Origin of the sequence: Sphingomonas sp. GM_Shp_2 (genome assembly GCF_026540875.1) — a bacterium.
Taxonomy (GTDB): Bacteria; Pseudomonadota; Alphaproteobacteria; order Sphingomonadales; family Sphingomonadaceae; genus Sphingomonas; species Sphingomonas carotinifaciens.
In genome coordinates this window covers 21,874-39,320 of record NZ_JALNUQ010000021.1, presented here as the reverse complement: position 1 = coordinate 39,320, position 17,447 = coordinate 21,874, and the positions used below count along the sequence as shown (strand labels likewise).

At 68.6% G+C, this 17,447-nt stretch carries 19 protein-coding genes and 1 tRNA gene; 9 read left to right on the top strand and 11 right to left on the bottom strand.

Going from position 1 to position 17,447, the window contains the following annotated elements; genetic code table 11:
- Window positions 1-17 precede the first annotated feature (17 nt).
- The 3 genes from OXR08_RS09445 to OXR08_RS09435 are packed head-to-tail and all read right to left on the bottom strand — an operon-like array spanning window position 18 to window position 2,852.
- Window positions 18-605: a DUF2497 domain-containing protein gene (locus tag OXR08_RS09445; RefSeq protein ID WP_267349438.1), complete on the bottom strand. Its 588-nt coding sequence runs from the start codon at window positions 603-605 to the stop codon at window positions 18-20.
- 25 nt (window positions 606-630) lie between these two features.
- Window positions 631-2,151 (bottom strand): TolC family outer membrane protein, encoded by a 1,521-nt coding sequence (locus tag OXR08_RS09440; RefSeq protein ID WP_267349437.1) that lies wholly within the window; start codon window positions 2,149-2,151, stop codon window positions 631-633.
- 8 nt (window positions 2,152-2,159) lie between these two features.
- On the bottom strand, window positions 2,160-2,852 hold the full coding sequence (locus tag OXR08_RS09435) for a protein-L-isoaspartate O-methyltransferase (RefSeq protein WP_267349453.1): 693 nt from the start codon (window positions 2,850-2,852) through the stop codon (window positions 2,160-2,162).
- Between the two features lie 192 nt (window positions 2,853-3,044).
- On the opposite strand from OXR08_RS09435, the gene OXR08_RS09430 reads away from it, so the two are divergent.
- From OXR08_RS09430 to paoC, 4 genes are all read left to right on the top strand, one after another.
- Window positions 3,045-3,118 (top strand) — tRNA-Cys (locus OXR08_RS09430).
- A gap of 265 nt (window positions 3,119-3,383) precedes the next feature.
- The gene (gene paoA / locus OXR08_RS09425; protein ID WP_267349436.1) at window positions 3,384-4,016 is read left to right on the top strand and encodes an aldehyde dehydrogenase iron-sulfur subunit PaoA; all 633 of its coding nucleotides are present in this window, start codon (window positions 3,384-3,386) and stop codon (window positions 4,014-4,016) included.
- Window positions 4,013-4,972, top strand: coding sequence for a xanthine dehydrogenase family protein subunit M (locus OXR08_RS09420; RefSeq protein ID WP_267349435.1), 960 nt, complete (start codon window positions 4,013-4,015; stop codon window positions 4,970-4,972). Before paoA ends, OXR08_RS09420 begins: the two co-directional genes overlap by 4 nt.
- Window positions 4,969-7,188, top strand: coding sequence for an aldehyde oxidoreductase molybdenum-binding subunit PaoC (gene paoC / locus OXR08_RS09415; protein ID WP_112384006.1), 2,220 nt, complete (start codon window positions 4,969-4,971; stop codon window positions 7,186-7,188). The genes OXR08_RS09420 and paoC overlap by 4 nt, the downstream gene beginning before the upstream one ends.
- Here the strand turns inward: paoC and OXR08_RS09410 are convergent.
- Window positions 7,145-7,612 (bottom strand): (deoxy)nucleoside triphosphate pyrophosphohydrolase, encoded by a 468-nt coding sequence (locus tag OXR08_RS09410; protein WP_112384005.1) that lies wholly within the window; start codon window positions 7,610-7,612, stop codon window positions 7,145-7,147. The two genes, paoC and OXR08_RS09410, sit on opposite strands and share 44 nt — an antisense overlap.
- 32 nt (window positions 7,613-7,644) lie before the next feature.
- Here OXR08_RS09410 and OXR08_RS09405 point away from each other — a divergent pair, with 32 nt between their 5' ends.
- Both OXR08_RS09405 and OXR08_RS09400 read left to right on the top strand, forming a co-directional pair.
- On the top strand, window positions 7,645-7,848 hold the full coding sequence (locus OXR08_RS09405; protein WP_267349434.1) for a Flp family type IVb pilin: 204 nt from the start codon (window positions 7,645-7,647) through the stop codon (window positions 7,846-7,848).
- A gap of 113 nt (window positions 7,849-7,961) precedes the next feature.
- Window positions 7,962-8,132 (top strand): Flp family type IVb pilin, encoded by a 171-nt coding sequence (locus OXR08_RS09400; protein ID WP_112384023.1) that lies wholly within the window; start codon window positions 7,962-7,964, stop codon window positions 8,130-8,132.
- A gap of 81 nt (window positions 8,133-8,213) precedes the next feature.
- Here the strand turns inward: OXR08_RS09400 and OXR08_RS09395 are convergent, their stop codons facing one another.
- The 4 genes from OXR08_RS09395 to OXR08_RS09380 are packed head-to-tail and all read right to left on the bottom strand — an operon-like array spanning window position 8,214 to window position 12,017.
- Entirely contained in the window at window positions 8,214-9,161 is a 948-nt protein-coding gene (locus OXR08_RS09395; protein ID WP_267349433.1) for an acetyl-CoA carboxylase carboxyltransferase subunit alpha, read from the bottom strand.
- 51 nt (window positions 9,162-9,212) lie between these two features.
- Window positions 9,213-10,118, bottom strand: coding sequence for a tyrosine recombinase (locus OXR08_RS09390; RefSeq protein WP_267349432.1), 906 nt, complete (start codon window positions 10,116-10,118; stop codon window positions 9,213-9,215).
- Entirely contained in the window at window positions 10,115-11,899 is a 1,785-nt protein-coding gene (locus tag OXR08_RS09385; protein WP_276589419.1) for a hypothetical protein, read from the bottom strand. Before OXR08_RS09385 ends, OXR08_RS09390 begins: the two co-directional genes overlap by 4 nt.
- Window positions 11,883-12,017, bottom strand: coding sequence for a hypothetical protein (locus tag OXR08_RS09380; RefSeq protein WP_260173116.1), 135 nt, complete (start codon window positions 12,015-12,017; stop codon window positions 11,883-11,885). The genes OXR08_RS09385 and OXR08_RS09380 overlap by 17 nt, the downstream gene beginning before the upstream one ends.
- An 80-nt stretch (window positions 12,018-12,097) precedes the next feature.
- Between OXR08_RS09380 and OXR08_RS09375 the strand changes: the two genes are divergently transcribed.
- From OXR08_RS09375 to OXR08_RS09365, 3 genes are read left to right on the top strand one after another with little or no spacing between them, the layout of a single operon-like run.
- Window positions 12,098-12,640 (top strand): shikimate kinase, encoded by a 543-nt coding sequence (locus OXR08_RS09375; RefSeq protein WP_112384000.1) that lies wholly within the window; start codon window positions 12,098-12,100, stop codon window positions 12,638-12,640.
- On the top strand, window positions 12,637-13,737 hold the full coding sequence (gene aroB, locus OXR08_RS09370) for a 3-dehydroquinate synthase (protein WP_267349431.1): 1,101 nt from the start codon (window positions 12,637-12,639) through the stop codon (window positions 13,735-13,737). Before OXR08_RS09375 ends, aroB begins: the two co-directional genes overlap by 4 nt.
- Complete coding sequence (locus OXR08_RS09365) at window positions 13,737-13,877, top strand: DUF2256 domain-containing protein (protein WP_267349430.1); 141 nt, start codon at window positions 13,737-13,739, stop codon at window positions 13,875-13,877. Before aroB ends, OXR08_RS09365 begins: the two co-directional genes overlap by 1 nt.
- A 3-nt stretch (window positions 13,878-13,880) precedes the next feature.
- Here OXR08_RS09365 and OXR08_RS09360 read toward each other — a convergent pair whose 3' ends face one another.
- Genes OXR08_RS09360 through OXR08_RS09350 form a run of 3 tightly spaced genes read right to left on the bottom strand, consistent with a single transcriptional unit; the run spans window position 13,881 to window position 17,416 of the window.
- Window positions 13,881-15,095, bottom strand: coding sequence for a cyclopropane-fatty-acyl-phospholipid synthase family protein (locus OXR08_RS09360; RefSeq protein WP_267349429.1), 1,215 nt, complete (start codon window positions 15,093-15,095; stop codon window positions 13,881-13,883).
- A gap of 39 nt (window positions 15,096-15,134) precedes the next feature.
- Complete coding sequence (locus OXR08_RS09355) at window positions 15,135-16,499, bottom strand: deoxyribodipyrimidine photo-lyase (protein WP_267349428.1); 1,365 nt, start codon at window positions 16,497-16,499, stop codon at window positions 15,135-15,137.
- Entirely contained in the window at window positions 16,496-17,416 is a 921-nt protein-coding gene (locus OXR08_RS09350) for a histone deacetylase (protein ID WP_267349427.1), read from the bottom strand. The genes OXR08_RS09355 and OXR08_RS09350 overlap by 4 nt, the downstream gene beginning before the upstream one ends.
- Between the last annotated feature and the right edge of the window lie 31 nt (window positions 17,417-17,447).

Here is a 17,447-nt window from a genome sequence, read left to right as displayed (position 1 = left end):
AACCGATAGTTGCCGGATCAATGCCCTTCGCCGGTAATGCGGGCGATCTCCCGCGCCACCATGCTTTCTACCATGTTCGGCAGATTGGCATCCAGCCACTCGCGCAGCATGGGACGCAGCATCTCGCGCACCAGTCCCTCCAGCGTTCCGTCGCTCCCGGCCTCCGGCTTGACCATCAGACGGGTCAGCGCCTCCAGCGAGCCACGGCTCGCCTCGGCGACACGGGGGGATACGATCGGATCGGCGGCCGGTTCGGGCTGGGGTGCAGGTGCAGGTGCAGGTGCAGGTGCAGGTGCAGGTGCAGGTGCAGGTGCAGGTGCAGGCGCGGCGGCACGCGGCGCGGGCTTGCTGAGCAGTGGCGAAGCGGCAGGGGGCGCGGCGGGCACAGGCGGCGGAACCGGCATGGGGTCGCTCAACTCCAGCACCTCGCCTGCATCGTCCTCATCCTCGTCATCGGCATCGTCCAGTGAGGGATGCAGCATCGGCGGCGGCATGGTGCGCGCAGGGCGGCGCGGGCGGCCCGGTGCATCCCCTTCTTCCGCGATGATCCGCTTAATGGAAGACAGGATCTCCTCCATCGACGGTTCCGCGCTGATATCCCCCATGACAGCAATCACCCCGGTTGACGTCCTATTGTCTGTTCGGCGATTCCGCACCTGTGGTTAAAGCCGGGCTTCTGTCAACCGGTCGATCGACCGTGCTGTCCAGAGGACGGGTGACGACCGCGGTCTGCGCCGGCGTATTCGCGGTGGAGACGGCGACCGGCATAGGCTCGCCGTCCCCGCCCCAGTCGTTGATCCGGTTGCGGACGCGGCGGTAATTGACCACCGGATCGTACAGCACGCCACCGTCGAGCCCCAGGTCGCGGGCCTCGGCATTGCCCATCGCCGCCAAGAGCGCGAAGCCCGCGACATAGGCGTCGCGCCGGGCGGTGACGAGCTGCACCTGGCTGTTGAGCAGTTCCTGCTCGGCGTTCAGGATTTCGATCACGGTGCGGGTGCCGACGCTGTTCTCGGCACGAACACCCTCCAGCGACAGTGTGTTCGCACTGACCGCGGCCTCCGACGAAGCGATCACCTGACGCGAGGCCTGCCACTGGGCATAGGCGGACCGCGCCTGCGCGATCACCTGCCGCTCGGTCGCGGTGACATTCTCGATGGCCTGGGCGCGCAGCGCCTCCGCCTGGCGGACCTGCGCGGCCGGGCGCCCGCCCTGGAACAGCGGCACGTTCAACTGCAGGCCGGCGTTCACATTCTTGCCCGATCCCGGAATGCCGGCGCGAACCGCCTGATCGGTCAGCGAATCGAGATAGTTGAAGTAGGACCCGCTGGTCACCGCATTCAGCCGCGGCAGGCGGTTGGCCCGCGCTACGCCGATATCGAACCGCGTCGCATCGGCATTGCGACGCGCGGCCAGCAGTTGCGGATTGCTTTCCAGCGCGACCGACACGGCCGTGGACGGTGCATCGGGCAAGTTTGGCAGCGACGGCGGCTGTTCCAGCCGGTCGGGCGGCGAGCCGACGACGTTGATATAATCCTCTCGGCTGGCGATGAGCTGCGCCTCCGCCGATTGCAGCTGCGCGCGCGCCTGAGCCAGTCGTGCCTCCGACTGGGCGACGTCGGTGCGGGTCAGGTCGCCCACCTCGAACCGGTCGCGACTCGCGCGCAGGTTCGTCTCCAGCACCCGGACATTCTGGGTGTTCAGCCCGACCACTGCCTCGTCGCGAATCACGTTCATGTACGCGCTGACGACGGAGGTGAAGATCTGCGCCTCGGTGCCGCGCAGGGTCGCCCTACCGGCATCGACGCGGGTTTCCGCCGCGCGCAGCCCGTTCTTGACCGCGCCACCCTGATAGATCGGCACGGAAAGCTGGACGTTGGCCACGCCCTGTCGGGTCGGATTTACGAAATTGTTGTTCGCCTGGACCACGAACTCGGTCAACTGCCCCGTCGCATTCACCGTCGGCAGCGCCCCCGCCCGAGCGATCGGGACATTCTCGTCCGTGGCACGCTGTTGCGCCCGCTGCCCCGTGATCGTGGGATTGCCCTGATAGGCCTTCAGCAGTGCCTCCCGCAGCGTATCGGCCGACGCCGGCACGCACGGAACGATGGCTGCGCCGATCAGCAGCAGGCGGACGGGGCGGAGGCGCATGGTTTCGCCTAGAACCGGAAGGAGCGCGGACGCTCGAAACCGGGCAGCACGGTGCAGTCCACATCGGCAAAGGGCTGCAACCCGAAACCGCCTTCGGTGCGTCGGCCGGTAGCCAGGCGGCTGACGCCGTTTTCGATCAGCCCGGTCGCGATCCGCCCACCGACGCGTACCTGCCCGATCAATGCGGCCGGCACCTCTTCGACGGCGCCGTCGATCAGCAGCACGTCATAGGGCGCGTCCGCGGCATGACCCTCGGGCAGCGGCCCCTCGACCACGCGGACGTTGCCATATCCGGCAAGAGCCGCGCGGGCATCCTGTGCCAGCGCCGGATGGCTTTCGACCGCCACCACTTCGGCGACGATTCCGGACAGCAGGGCCGCGGTATAGCCGCCAGCCGCACCGATCAGCAGCACGCGGTCGCCGCGCTCCAGATAGGCCTCGGTCAGCAATCGGCCGGTGGCCATCGGCAGGTTGATGCTGCGGCCATGGCCGATGTTGATCAGGCTGTCGCGATAGGCGAGCGAGCGCGCGTCGGCAGGCAGGAACGCCTCACGCGGGACCTGCGTCATCGCGGCGACGACACGGGTGTCGTTCACCGCATTGGTGCGCAGCTGGCTGGCCACCATCGCGTGGCGCATCGCCTCGTAAGTCGTGGAGCCAGCGGCGTTTCCGGCCGCGCTGGTGATCCCGGATTCCGTCATCGTGGTCGTCATGGCCATCCCTGTCGCACAACTGTTGTAGCTGCGCAATACACTAGTTCAACTGATGCGGCTTGTATCGCGCCCGCAGGACGAGGCCAAGCGGACCGTGACGATGCCATGGCATCCCCGACATGCAGAAATCATCGGCTGCGGCTTGACCCGTTTCAAAAAACCTACCAAAGGCCCGCCTCCGGCCCGATGGCGGAGTGGTGACGCAGAGGACTGCAAATCCTTGCACCCGGGTTCGATTCCCGGTCGGGCCTCCACTTCCATGATGATCTGCCCGCGCGGCGCGCGGGCGCTGTATCCCGGCAGATACAATGCGCAGCACCGTGTGATCCAACGGGCTGCTGGCATCGCCGGTTTCATGAAGAAAATTGTTGGTGCGTTTCTGGACGGTTGGCAGGGCCGACGGCTCCCGATACGCATTTTCGCAGGTTATGCTTGCGATCCGGCGTGCACGCCCTTCCCGCCTGATATCACGGGCGATCCATCACCGGCCCGCCTCGATGGGCCAAGGAGCTAGATGACATGGACACTTCCGGCGAACGCGCGATTTCACGGCGCGGGATGCTGGTCGGCAGTGCCGCCTCGGCCGCGTTGACCGCGGTGCCGGCGGACGCGCAGACCCCGCCCCCCGCGGCCCAGCCCAGCATGATGACCGTGGCGATGGAGGTGAACGGCAAGCGCCGCGAGTTGCAGGTCGATACCCGCACGACGTTGCTCGACGCACTGCGCGAGCATTGGCGCCTGACCGGCACCAAGAAGGGGTGCGACCATGGCCAGTGCGGCGCCTGCACGGTGATCGCGGACGGCAAACGGATCAACGCCTGCCTGTCGCTGGCGGTGCAGCATCAGGGCGACCGCATCACCACCATCGAGGGGCTGGGCCAGCCCGGCGACCTGCACCCGATGCAGGCGGCCTTCGTCAAGCATGACGGCTATCAATGCGGCTATTGCACGCCGGGCCAGATCTGTTCGGCGGTGGCGGTGCTGGACGAGATCAGGGCCGGCGTCCCCAGCCATGTGACCGGCGACATCACGGCCGCCTCGCCGATGACGACGACCGAGATGCGCGAACGGATGAGCGGCAATCTGTGCCGCTGCGGCGCCTATTCCAACATCGCCGAGGCGATGGCCGAAGTCGCGGGAGCGAACGCATGAAGCCCTTCAGCTATGAACGCGCCCGTACGCCCGCAGAGGCGGCGGCCGCGGTGGCGCAGCGGCCGGGCGCCAAGTTCCTGGCAGGCGGCACCAACCTCCTCGACCTGATGAAGCTGGAGATCGAGGCGCCGACCCATCTGGTCGACGTGCAGGACCTGAAGCTGGACCGGATCGAGGAAACGCCGGAGGGCGGCCTGCGCATCGGCGCCTTCGTGTCGAACACCGCGCTGGCCGCCGACATGCACGTGCGCCGCGATTACGCCGTGCTGTCCCGCGCGATCGTGGCGGGCGCAAGCGGCCAGTTGCGCAACAAGGCGACCACCGCGGGCAATCTGCTCCAGCGCACCCGATGCCCCTATTTCTACGACACCAACCAGGCCTGCAACAAGCGTCGGCCGGGTTCGGGATGCGCGGCGATCGGTGGCTATTCGCGGCAATTGGCGGTGGTGGGCAGCAGCGATGCCTGCATCGCGACCTATCCCGGCGACATGGCGGTCGCGATGCGCGTGCTGGACGCACAGGTGGAGACGGTGAACGCCGCCGGTGCGACGCGGACGATCCCGATCGACGCGTTCCACCGCCTGCCCGGCAACACCCCGCATGTCGAAAACGCGCTGCAACCCGGCGAGCTGATCACCGCGGTCACCCTGCCCCGTCCGCTGGGCGGCTACCATGCCTATCAGAAGGTGCGCGACCGCGCCTCCTATGCCTTTGCGCTCGTCTCGGTGGCAGCGGTCATCCAGAAGGACGGCACCGGGCGCGTCGCGATCGGCGGCGTGGCGCACAAGCCGTGGCGGGTGGAGGCGGCCGAGGCGGCGATGCCGCAAGGTTCGCGGGCGGTGTCCGCCCGCCTGATGGCCGGGGCCCGCCCGACCCGCGACAATGCCTTCAAGGTTCCCCTAGTGGAACGCACGCTGGCCCTTGTCCTCGACGAAGCCAAGGAGGCGCGCGCATGAAGTACGAACAGCCAGCCGGCACCAACGTGCTCGACCGGATGACGATCGTCGGGAAACCGACCGACCGGATCGACGGCCCGCGCAAGACCACCGGCACCGCACCCTATGCCTATGAACGCCACGATGTCGCGCCCGGCGCGGCCTATGGCTATGTCGTCGGTGCAGGCATCGCCAAGGGGCGCGTGACCGCGATCGACACCGCCGCTGCCAAGGCCGCCCCCGGCGTCATTGCCGTGATCAGCACGCTCGACATGCCCAAGCTGCCGCTCAGCCGGATGAACACCGCGTCGCTGTTCGGCGGGCCGGTGGTGGAGCATTATCATCAGGCGATCGCGCTGGTGGTGGCCGACACGTTCGAGCAGGCGCGCGCCGCCGCGGGCCTGCTGCGCATCGACTATGCACGCACCAAAGGTCGGTTCGACCTGAAGGAAGCCGCGCCGACCGCCCCCTATACGGGCGGCGACAGCGGGGAAGGATCGGGCGCGCCGCCGATCGACCGCGTCGGCAATTTCGACCGCGCCTTTGCCGCGGCACCGGTAAAGCTCGACGCCGCCTACACCACGCCCGACGAAAGCCATGCGATGATGGAGCCGCACGCCTCCATCGCGGCGTGGCAGGACGGCAAGCTGACGGTGTGGACGTCGAACCAGATGATCGCCTGGGGCAAGCGCTCGCTCGCCACCACGCTGGGTCTGGACCCGGCGGATGTGCGGATCGATTCGCCCTTCATCGGGGGCGGCTTCGGCGGCAAGCTGTTCATCCGCGCCGACATCGTGCTCGCGGCACTGGGTGCGAAGGCGGCGGGTCGCCCGGTCAAGGTCGCGCTGACCCGGCCGATCATGGCGAACAACACCACGCACCGCCCCGCCACCATCCAGCGCATCCGCCTGGGCTGCACCCGTGACGGCACGATCACGGCCATCGCGCATGAAAGCACCAGCGGCAACCTGCCCAAGGGCGATCCGGAAACCGCGGTCGCGCAGACCAAGCTGCTATATGCCGGCAAGAACCGGATGACCGCGCTGCGCCTGGCCGTGCTCGACCTGCCGGAGGGCAATGCGATGCGCGCCCCCGGCGAGGCGCCGGGCATGATGGCGCTGGAAATCGCCATGGACGAGATGGCGGAAAAGCTGGGCATGGACCCGGTCGCCTTTCGCGTGAAGAACGACACGCAGGTCGATCCCGAGGACCCGAAACGTCGCTTTTCGCAGCGCCAACTGGTCCGCTGCCTGGAAATGGGTGCGGAACGCTTTGGCTGGTCCGCGCGCAATCCGAAGCCGGCACAGGTGCGCGACGGCCGCTGGCTGGTCGGCATGGGCATGGCCGCCGGTTTCCGCAACAGCCCCACCCAGAAGTCGGCGGCACGCGTCGGCATCGATCGCAAGGGCGTGGTGACCGTCGCCACCGACATGACCGACATCGGCACCGGCAGCTACACGATCATCGCGCAAACCGCCGCGGAAGCGATGGGCGTGCCGCTGGACAAGGTGGTCGTGCTGCTCGGCGATTCGGACTTCCCCGCCTCCGCCGGTTCGGGCGGCCAGTGGGGCGCGGCGAACAGCACTTCCGGAGTCTATGCCGCATGCATGAACCTGCGCGCCAGCATCGCGCAGCGGCTGGGCTATGACGGCCCCGACGTCACCTTTGCCGATGGCGAGGTCCGCTCGGGCAATCGCCGTGCGAAGCTGGGCGACGCAGCGGGCCGCGACGGCCTCTCGGCGGATGGCCAGATCGAATATGGCGATCTCGACAAGCAGTACCAACTATCGACGTTCGCCGGACATTTCGTCGAAGCGGGGGTGGATGCCTATACCGGCGAGGTGCGGGTGCGCCGGATGCTGGCGGTGTGTGCCGCGGGCCGGATCATCAATCCCAAGTCGGCGCGCAGCCAGGTGATCGGTGCCATGACGATGGGGGTCGGCGCGGCCCTGATGGAGGAGCTGGCGGTCGACACCCGCTTCGGCTTCTTCGTGAACCACGATCTGGCCAGCTACGAGGTCCCCGTCCATGCCGACATTCCGCATCAGGAGGTGATCTTCCTGGACGAAGCGGATGCCTATGCCTCGCCGATCAAGGCCAAGGGCGTGGGCGAACTGGGCCTGTGCGGCGTCGGCGCGGCTATCGCCAACGCGGTCTACAACGCCACCGGCGTACGTATCCGCGATTATCCGATCACGCTGGAGAAGCATCTGGCAAAGCTGCCGCCGATCGCCTGATCCCGGCGGCATCCCAGGCCAGACAGGCGGCAAGCTGGCGGACCAGGGGCGGGTCCGCCGGCGGCATCGGCAGGCTGGCCATGTCGGCCGGCCGCTCCCAGCGAAGCGCGGTCGCGGCATGCGGCCGTGCCTCGCCCTGCCATTCGCGCACGACATACAGCATCAACAGCAGGTGCCGGTCGGGCAACACTTCGGTCGCAAACCCGGCCGGCGTCAGTGCGTCCGACGCGACCGATATCTCCAGCTCCTCCGCCAGTTCGCGAATCAGTGCCGCCTCGGGCGATTCGCCGCGCTCCACCTTGCCGCCCGGAAACTCCCACAACCCCGCCAGCGGCTTGCCCGCGGGGCGTTGCTGGAGCAGCACGCGACCGGCGGAATCGACCAGAGCTGCGGCAACTACCGGAAAAATCACCCGTTCGTTCATTCTTAAGCCCTTACGGATAAGCCGTTTTCTCGATGAAGCTGCGAATCGCGAAGCTGTTGCGCCCGCGGGTGCCCCTTGCCGACCTTTGGCATCAGTCGCGTGGCGCGACCGCCATCGAATACGGCCTGATCCTGGCGCTCGTCTTCCTGGTCATCATCGTCGGCGTCGGCCAGACGGCCGACAGCACCATCGGCATCTGGAATCGCGTCAGCTCCCGCATCGTCAACGCCCGCTAAATCCGGCGTGTTTACCCTTTCTTCAAAGGGATAAGGGTAAAACATCGTCGCTGCTCCGGTGTGATGTCCGGTTCAGCCGGGTGATTGACGCTTTGGAAAGCATGGAGACCGGAATGCAGACGATCCGCAAGATTCTCAAGAACAACAAGGGCGCGACGGCCATCGAATATGGCCTGATCGCAGCCCTCATCGCGGTTGCCGCGATCGCCACGATGACGACGCTGGGCAGCAACCTGAACAAGACGTTCTCGAACGTCTCGTCCAACATCAACAAGGCCGGCTAAGCCGATCTTGCTCTGACAAGCAAAGGGGCGGCGGAACGATGGTTCCGCCGCCCCTTTTTGCTTGGCCTGCGATGAACTGGGTTACAGCCGGCCCATCGCCAGGAACTTGGCGGAACGCGCCCGCTTCAACTCCGCCGCGCTCAATCCGTCAAGATCGCCCAGCGCACCCGATAGCGCATCGCCGAGCGCGCCGATCGCCGCACCCCGGTCGCGGTGCGCGCCGCCCACCGGCTCGGCGACGATCGTGTCGATGACGCCCAGCGCCTTCAGGTCCTGTGCGGTCATCTTCATCGCCTCGGCCGCCTCCGGCGCCTTGTCGGCGGTGCGCCACAGGATCGATGCGCAACCCTCCGGGCTGATCACCGAATAGACCGCATGCTCGAACATCAGCACCCGGTTGCCCGCCGCCAGCGCGACCGCGCCGCCCGAGCCGCCTTCGCCGACGATCGCCGACACCACGGGGACACCTGCCGCCAGGCATGCCTCGGTCGAACGCGCAATCGCCTCCGCCTGGCCGCGTTCCTCGGCCTGGATGCCGGGAAACGCGCCGGACGTATCGACCAAAGTCACGATCGGCAGGCCGAATCGATCGGCCAGTTCGACCAGCCGGATCGCCTTGCGATACCCTTCCGGCTTGCCCATCCCGAAATTGTGGCGAAGGCGCGTGGCGGTATCCTCGCCCTTTTCATGGCCGAGCACCATGACGCGGCGACCGCGGAATGTGGCGAAGCCGCCCAGGATCGCCTGATCGTCGGCAAAGGCGCGGTCGCCGGCCAGCGGCACGAACTCGTCGAACAGCGCCGCGACATAATGCTTGAAGTGCGGCCGTTCGGGATGGCGGGCCACCTGCGTCTTCTGCCACGGCGTCAGCTTGGCAAAGGTATCGCGCAACAGCTTGTCGGATTTGGTCTGCAAACGGGCGATCTCGGCTGCGATGTCCACCGTCCCGTCGGCAGCGGTTTCCCGCAGCTCGTCGATCCGGTTCTGCAGCTCGGCGATCGGTTTCTCGAAGTCGAGGAAGCTAGGCATTCCGCGCGCCTACGGTGCACGGGCCGGAAAATCAACGAGGGCGCACCCGCCTCAGGCGTCGCGCGCGGCCAAATCGGCCAGCGGGTGACGCGTATTCACCAGTTCGACCAGTCGCGCGGCATCGACATGGGTGTAGATTTCGGTGGTGGCGATGTCCGCATGCCCCAGCATCGCCTGCAAGGCGCGCAGGTCCGCGCCCCCCTCCAGCAGATGGGTAGCGAACGCGTGACGCAGGATGTGCGGGCTGACCCGGTCGGGTGGCACCCCCGCTTCCGCCGCCAGCGCCTTCAGCAGCTGGTACAACCGGATCCGGGTCAGATGCCCCTTGCCGCTGGGGAACAGCCAGGCGCGGTCGGTGGCGACATGCGCGCGCCACGCCGCCACCGCCGCGCGCGCCCGGTCCGATATCGGCACCATGCGCTCCCGACCGCCCTTGCCGCGCAGGATCAGGAACGGCCGGTCGGGATGAACCGCCCCGCGGGGCAGCGCGACCAGCTCGCTGGCACGCAGGCCCGATCCGTAGAGCAGCTCCACCAGCGCGGACAGGCGCAGATCATTGGCGGCGGGGTGCGCCACCGCCAGCCGCTCGGCAATGGCGGCGAACAGGCGATCGACATCGGCGTGGCTCAACACCTTGGGCAGCGCGCGCCGCGTGCCCGGCCGTGGCAACGCGGTGCCGGGATCGTCCGCCCGGTGCCCTTCCTCGTGCAGAAACGCGAAGAAACGACGCAAGGCGGAGGATTTGCGGGCCACGCTGGCATGCGACAGGTCGCGCCATTCATGGGTCAGCGTCGCGATCGCATCCGCATCGGCCCGTGCCAATCCGCCGTCCAGCACCTGCGATGCCAGAGACAGGTCGCTGCGATAGGCCGCGACGGTGTTCGCCGCCGCCCCCGTCTCCGCCGCCATCATCTCCAGGAACCGGTCGATCAGCGCGCGGTCCGCAGGGCCGGTCACGTCCGGGCGATCGCCTCGGCCGCGATCATCCGTGCCTCGCCATCGAAGCCGACGGCGCGCAGCGCACTGATGATGCGGTACAGCGCCTGTGGCGGCACCCCGCGCCAGTCGCCGGTCTGCATGCCGATCGCGGCCAGCAGCACCACCATGCCGGGCTGGTCGCGCTCCACCGCGCGGTCCAGTGCGCGGGTCCAGCTATTCTGCGCACCGATTCGCACGTCCAGCGCCTGCGCGGCACGCTCGGCATCCTCGGCGCTCATCCGGCCGAGGCCGGCAAGGCCGGCGAACAGCATCTGCTGCTTGCGGCGCGAATCGCCGCCGCTGCCGCCATAGACGGCCATGTCGTCATAGCTGATGCTGGACTGCGCATCGGGATCGGCCAGCAGGATCATCGCCCAGGCGTCGCCACCTGCCGTCACCGCACTGCGCCACCGCGCCGCGCTGCGATCCAGCCCCGCCGACAGCATCGACGCGACCAGCCGGTCGCCCTCCTCGCTCTCGGCGACCACCGGCAGACGCGCCGCCGCCCGCGCGGTCAGCACCAGCCGGTCATAGCGTGTCCGCGGCTCGCTGCCCCAGATCTGGCGCAGCGCCGCCAGCCGTCCACCCGCATCGCCGGCCGTGTAGGCGGTGCGCAGATCGTTCGCGACGGCACTGGCGGCACCGGGGGCCGAATCATCGTCCGCGACACTGCCGTACAGATCGACCAGCGCGACATTGGAGAACACGCCCTGCGCCGCGGCACGCTCCGCCAGCGGCAGTCGCTCGGCCAGCGGCACCATCGGGGATTGCGCCAGCCAGAGCCGCGCCTGCGGCCCGACACCGTCCAGCATCTCGTCCGGGATGGCCACGCCGGTCGCGTTCGCCAGGCCGAAGCGCCAGACGGTCAGGCGGTCGACGCCGCCCCATTCGATGGTCACCGCGCGCCGGCTGTTTGCGCCGGCGCCGATCACCTTTTCCGCCAGCTTGCGGTCGATATCCTCGCCCAGCCGACGTCGGCGAACGACCCGCATCGCAGCCGTCGCCTCGGCCGACTGACCCTCCAGCCCGGCGCACATCGCCTGCGCCACCGTCCAGCCGCCCTCCCGCGTCACCGCCGCGCCCCCCGCCGCCAACGGACACAGCCCCGCCGCATCCCCCGTCGCCAGCATCGCGTTCATCGCAACCTGATACAATTTGGGCGTGTAGTTCGCAGTGTCGACGCCCTGCACCACGGCGCGAGCCGGGGCCGATTCGCCCATGCGCAACAACAGCCAGGCACGCTCCGCGGCGAAATCGGCGCCGTTCACGGCATCGGGCGTGACCAGACGCGCCGCCAGCGTGCGCCGCAACAGGATCGACATCCAGCGCGACGGGAGCGGTGCGCTCAGGCGCCGCATCAACTGTTCGGCAAAGCGCCCATTGGCCGTGGCGAATGCCGCGGCGTCCACCCCGCCCTCGCGCATGCCCGCCGGCCCGATCAGATCCAGCGAGCGGCGAGCATAGCCCGGCATCTCATATTGGGCGGCAATGGCCGGATCGACGGGGCTGGGCGTGGGCGACGGCGTCGGGCTGGGGGTGTCCACCGGCAGCGGCTGCACCACCGCGCCGGGCGGATCGGGCCGCGCGACCGACGGCGGCGGAAGCGATCCTGCCGGTGCCGGTGCCGGGGTCGGGCTTGGCGCCGGATCGCCGAAGCCGGGTGGAAGCAGCGATTCGGGCCGATCCTGCGCCGAGGCGAGCGCAGCCGCGCTCACCAGCCCCAACGTCAGGAATACCGCGCGCTTACTGGAGATTGGCAAGCGAGACCGCCTTCTCGACCTGGGTCGTCGGCCGTTCGGTGGCGCGACCGCCCAGCAGCGCCATGCCACCCACGACCACGACCACGATGACGACAAGCGAGATGACCAGGCGGGACATGGGACGCAAACCTTGGCTATGAAGCAATGTTGCCCGGCGGATGTTGCCGGGCGCGGTCCCGCTGTATAGCGCAGGCGGCGATGTTGCAAAGCCACAACCCCGCCCCCGCCTCATGGGACGGCCAGCCGATCGTGCTGGTCGGGCTGATGGGCGTGGGCAAGTCCACCGTCGGCCGCCGTCTGGCCGCCCGCCTGCGCGTTCCCTTTGTCGATGCCGACCACGAGATCGAGGCGGCGGCGGGCATGACCATCGCCGACATGTTCGAAAAATTCGGCGAGGCGCATTTTCGCGACGGCGAGCGGCGGGTGATCGCGCGGCTGGTCGATGGCCGCCCGAAGGTGATCGCCACCGGCGGCGGTGCCTTCATCAACGACGAGACGCGCGCGCTGATCCTGGAACAGGCGACCGCCATCTGGCTGACCGCCAACACCGACGTGCTGGTCGAACGAGTGCGCAAGCGCGATACCCGCCCGCTGCTGCGCGGTCGCGATCCGCGCCAGGTGCTCGCCGACCTCGCCGCCAAGCGGAACCCGATCTACGCGCTCGCCCCCATCCACGTATCCAGCCACCGCGGCCCCCATGAGGCCACGGTCGCCGCCATCCTGAAGGCCATCGGACGATGAAGACCGTCACCGTCGCGCTCGGCGCGCGCAGCTATCCGATCCATATCGAGGCGGGCCTGCTGGCGCGCGCCGCGGAATATCTGGCGCCGCTGGCGCGCGGTCGCACGATGGCGATCGTCACCGACGAGAATGTGCGCCCGCACCTCGCCACCCTGCGGGCCGCCCTGACCGCGGCAGGTGTTGCCAACGAGGCGATCGTGCTGCCGCCGGGGGAGAAGACGAAGAGCTGGCCGATCCTGGAGCAGCTTTGCGACCGCCTGCTCGAACTCGGCGTCGAACGGCAGGATCATGTCGTGGCCCTTGGTGGCGGAGTGATCGGTGATCTGGTTGGCTTCGCCTGCGCGATCCTGAAGCGCGGATGCCGCTTCGTACAAATCCCGACGACGCTTTTGGCGCAGGTCGATTCGTCGGTGGGCGGCAAGACCGCGATCAACACGCGCGCGGGCAAGAACCTGATCGGCGCGTTCCACCAGCCCGCCATGGTGCTGATCGATCCGGACGTGTTGGACACGTTGGGGTTGCGCGAGGTGCGGGCCGGGTATGGGGAGGTGGTGAAGTATGGGTTGATAGACGACTTTGCGTTCTTTGAATGGTGCGAGGGGCATGCCGGGGCGCTGTTTGCGGGAGAGGCCGAGGCGCGGGTTCATGCGATCGCGCATGCGGTGGCGGCCAAGGCGCGCATCGTCGCGGCGGACGAGCATGAGACGGCGGGGATCAGGGCGCTGCTGAACCTGGGGCATACCTTCGGGCATGCGCTGGAGGCGGAGGCCGGGTTCTCCGACCGGTTGCTGCATGGTGAGGGGGTGGCGGCGGGGTGTGCGCTAGCCTTTCGCTATTCGGCGCGGCTGGGGCTGTGTTCGGGGCAGGAGGCGACGCGGGTGGCGGCGCACATGCGCGCCAGCGGCCTGCCGGACGGGCTGGCCGCAGCCGGGATCGCAGCCTCGGGAGAGGCGTTGGTCGCGCATATGCGGCACGACAAGAAGATGAATGCGGGCACCCTGCCCTTCCTGCTGGCGCGCGGGATCGGCCAGACCTTTCTCGACAAGACGGTCGATCTGGCCGACGTCGCCGCGTTTCTGGACGAAGAGCCGCGCTGATGCCGAACGGCGTCGCCAAGCGGGACCTGCCCACCAAGCTCTGTGCCGCCTGCGGGCGGCCGTTCACCTGGCGCAAGAAATGGGCGCGCGACTGGGACCAGGTCGTCTATTGCTCGGACCGCTGCCGCAAGGCGCGGTAGCGCTCAGCGCTTCACCAAGGTCACCTGCGCGACATCGATGCCGCCGCCGCGGAAACCGCCCTCGCAATACATCAGATAATAGCGCCACAGCGCGACGAACCGCGCGTCGAAACGGGCCGGCAATCGCCCCTCCGCCACCGCCACATCGAAGCGTTCGCGCCAGAGACGCAGCGTTTCGGCATAGTCGAGGCCGAAGGCATGGGGCGCGTCCCAGTGCAGCCCGCGCGCCTGTGCGAGCTGGCGGAAGCGGGATTCGGAAAGAAGCATGCCGCCGGGAAAGACGTAGCGCTGGATGAAGTCGACGCTGTCCGCATAGGCGGGAAACACGTCGTCGGCGATGGTGATATACTGGATCGCGGCGCGCCCACCGGGCTTCAGGCGCGATGCGATCATATCGAGATAGGCGGGCCAATAATCCTGGCCGACCGCCTCCACCATCTCGATGCTGGCGATGGCGTCATAGGTGCCGGTGGCGTCGCGATAGTCGGTCAGCGAGACGGAAACGCCGGGCAGGCCGCGGGCATCGACCACCGCCTTCTGCTCGGTGGACAGCGTCAGGCAATGAACGCCGACGCCGGCACCTGCCGCAAGCGCGGCGAACGAGCCCCAGCCGCAGCCGACCTCCAGGATGGTATCGCCCGGTTTCGCACCCGTGCGGTCCAGCACCGCGCGCAGCTTGGCGTCCTGCGCCGCCTCCAGCGACTGGCCAGGCGCGGTGAACAGCGCGCTGGAATAGGTGAGGCCGGGATCGAGCCATTCGCGGTAGAAGTCGTTGCCCAGATCATAATGGGCAGCGATGTTGCGGCGCGATCCGGCGCGGTCATTGCGGCGGAAACGGTGGCCGAGCCGCGCCAGCACCTTCACCACGCCGCCGGCGCGCGCCGCATCGCCCAGCGTCACGCGGTTGCGCATGAACAGGTCGAACAAGGGGACCGGATCGGGGCTGGACCAGTCGCCTGCCGCCCATCCCTCGTACCAGCCCACCGACCCGCCGGTCGCCAGCCGGACGAGCGCGCGCCAGCGGTGCACGGCGACGATCGCCACGGGGCCGGGCGCGCGGCCGCCGAGCAGACGCTGCGTGCCATCGGGCAGGCTCGCCTCGATCGCGCCCGCCGCCAGCCCGCGGTCGATGCGGTCGAGCAGCCGGTGGAAGATGGGCGCGACCATCCGACTCGACGTGCTGCCGCCCTGCCCCACCATCGCCACGGTTTCGTTCATGGCGCGCCCCATGCACGGCGAACGCGCGGGTGAAAAGGGTCAGCCGCGCATCGCCTTCGCCGCGGCCAATGCCCGTTCGCGTCCCTCGCGGTGGCCGATGATCCTGTGCGGATAGGCCCGGGGGCGCGCGGTGTCGTCGGGATCGTGGATCTGCGCGTCGGACAGGTCGGCGAGTTCGGGCACCCAGCGGCGGATATAATCGCCCGCGTCGAATTTCTCCGACTGGCCGAGCGGCGCCATGATCCGGCCGAACATGTTGGCATCGATGCCGGTCCCGGCGATCCACTGCCAGTTGACCGAATTGTTGCCGTAATCGGCATCAACCAGACAGTCCCAATACCAGCGTTCGCCCTCGCGCCAGTCGATCAGCAGGTGCTTCACCAGAAAGGATGCCGCGATCATCCGCACCCGGTTGTGCATCCAGCCGCTGGTCCAGAGCTGGCGCATGCCGGCATCGACGATCGGATAGCCGGTGCGGCCGCGCTGCCACGCCCGCAGATCACGCTGCGCCGCCGCGCCTTTGCGCCACGGCAACCGGTCAAAGGCGTCGCGGCCGTTTTCATCGGCATAGCGGGGCAGCGCCATCACCACCCCGTCGGTGAAATCGCGCCAGGCGAGTTCCTTGCGGAATTTTTCCGCGTCGCGCTGCCCCTCGATCGCATGCCACACGGCGCGCGGCGATATCTCGCCGTGATGGAGATGCGGCGACAGGCGCGAGGTGCCTTCCTCCGCCGGCAGGTTGCGGTCCCGCTCATAGCCCGCGACGCGGTCGACAAAATCGGCGAAGCGTTCGCGGGCCTGCGCCTCGCCCGGATGCCATTCCTCGCCGAAACCGGTCGACCAGTCGGGTCCGGTCGGGAGCAGCGCCCAATCGGCAAGCGCATCGCTATCCGGCCAGCGATCCGGTGCCAGGATCGCCTCGGGCGCCTCCCATGGCGCCTCCGGCGGCAGATGCGCCTGCAACGCGCGCCAGAAAGCCGAGTAGATGCGGAACGGCTTGCCCGACCCCGTCGTCACCGCCTCGGGCGGGGCGAGATGGTTGCCGTCATGCAGGCACAGCCGCTCGCCCAGATCGGCCTCGGCGGCCCGCCACCAGGGCTCGTAGTGGCGGATGGCATGGATCGCACCGGCGCCGCTTTCCTCGGCCAGTTGCGCCAGCACCTTCGCCGCGGGGCCGCGGCGCAGCAGCAGCCGCGAGCCTCGGCTCTCCAGATCGCCGGCGAGCGCATGGAGGCTGTGGTGCAGCCACCAGCGCTGCGCGCCGCCGATCCGCCAGTCGCCGGGTGCATCGTCATCCAGCACATAGACCGGGATGACCGGCCCGGCATCGGCGGCGGCGCACAAGGCGGGCTGGTCGTGCAGGCGCAGATCCTGACGAAACCAGAGGATCGAGGGCTGGGTCATGACGGGGTTCCGGTACGAATGGGGGCAAAGGCGGTGCCGAGCGTCAGGATGGCATCGACATGGCGCCGGGCGATGGCGAGCGCATCGTCGCCGTAACCGCCGCCGACCGTACTTGCGAGCGGCACGCCACGCCGGATGGCGAGGTCGGCGATCAGCCGCTCGCGCCGGGCAAGACCGTCCAGGCTGAGCGACAAGCGGCCGAGCCGGTCGCCGACAAAGGGATCGACACCGGCCTGATAGAGGATCAGGTCGGGCGCGACATCGTCGAGAAAGGGCGCAAGGGTGGTCGCCAGCGTGTCGAGATAGCCATCGTCATCGACGCCGTCGGGCAGGCCGACATCCAGCGTCGAGCGCGCCTTGCGGACGGGAAAGTTCTTTTCGGCATGGATCGAATAGGTCGCGATATCGCTTCGGCCGGCGGTGAGCGCGGCGGTGCCGTCGCCCTGATGCACGTCGCAATCGACGATCGCGATGCGCGCGACGGTACCTTCCTCCACCAGCCGGACGGCGGCGAGCGCAAGGTCGTTGAACACACAATATCCCGCCCCCGTCGCCGCCAGCGCATGGTGGCTGCCCCCCGCGGTATTGGCGGCAAAACCGTGCAACAGCGCCAGATGCGCGGCGACCCAGGTGCCGGCGGGCACCATCTGCGCGCGGAGCGCGACGGGGGGCGTGACGGGGAAGCCGATGCGACGGGTCTTTTCGGGCGGCACCCGCGCCTCCAGCACCTCCGCGACATAATCGGGGTCGTGCACCGCCTCCAGCCAGTGGCGCGGCATCGCCTCCGGCTGGTGCCAGGCAATACGTGTGCCCTCCTCCAGCAGCAGGTCGCGGATCAGGCCGTTCTTGCCCCAGCGATAGGTGGAGCGGGCGGGCGCGGGCGAGACATAGGCGGGGTGATGGACGACATGGATCATGATCTCTAGACAGCCCCTGCCACGTCGCTTC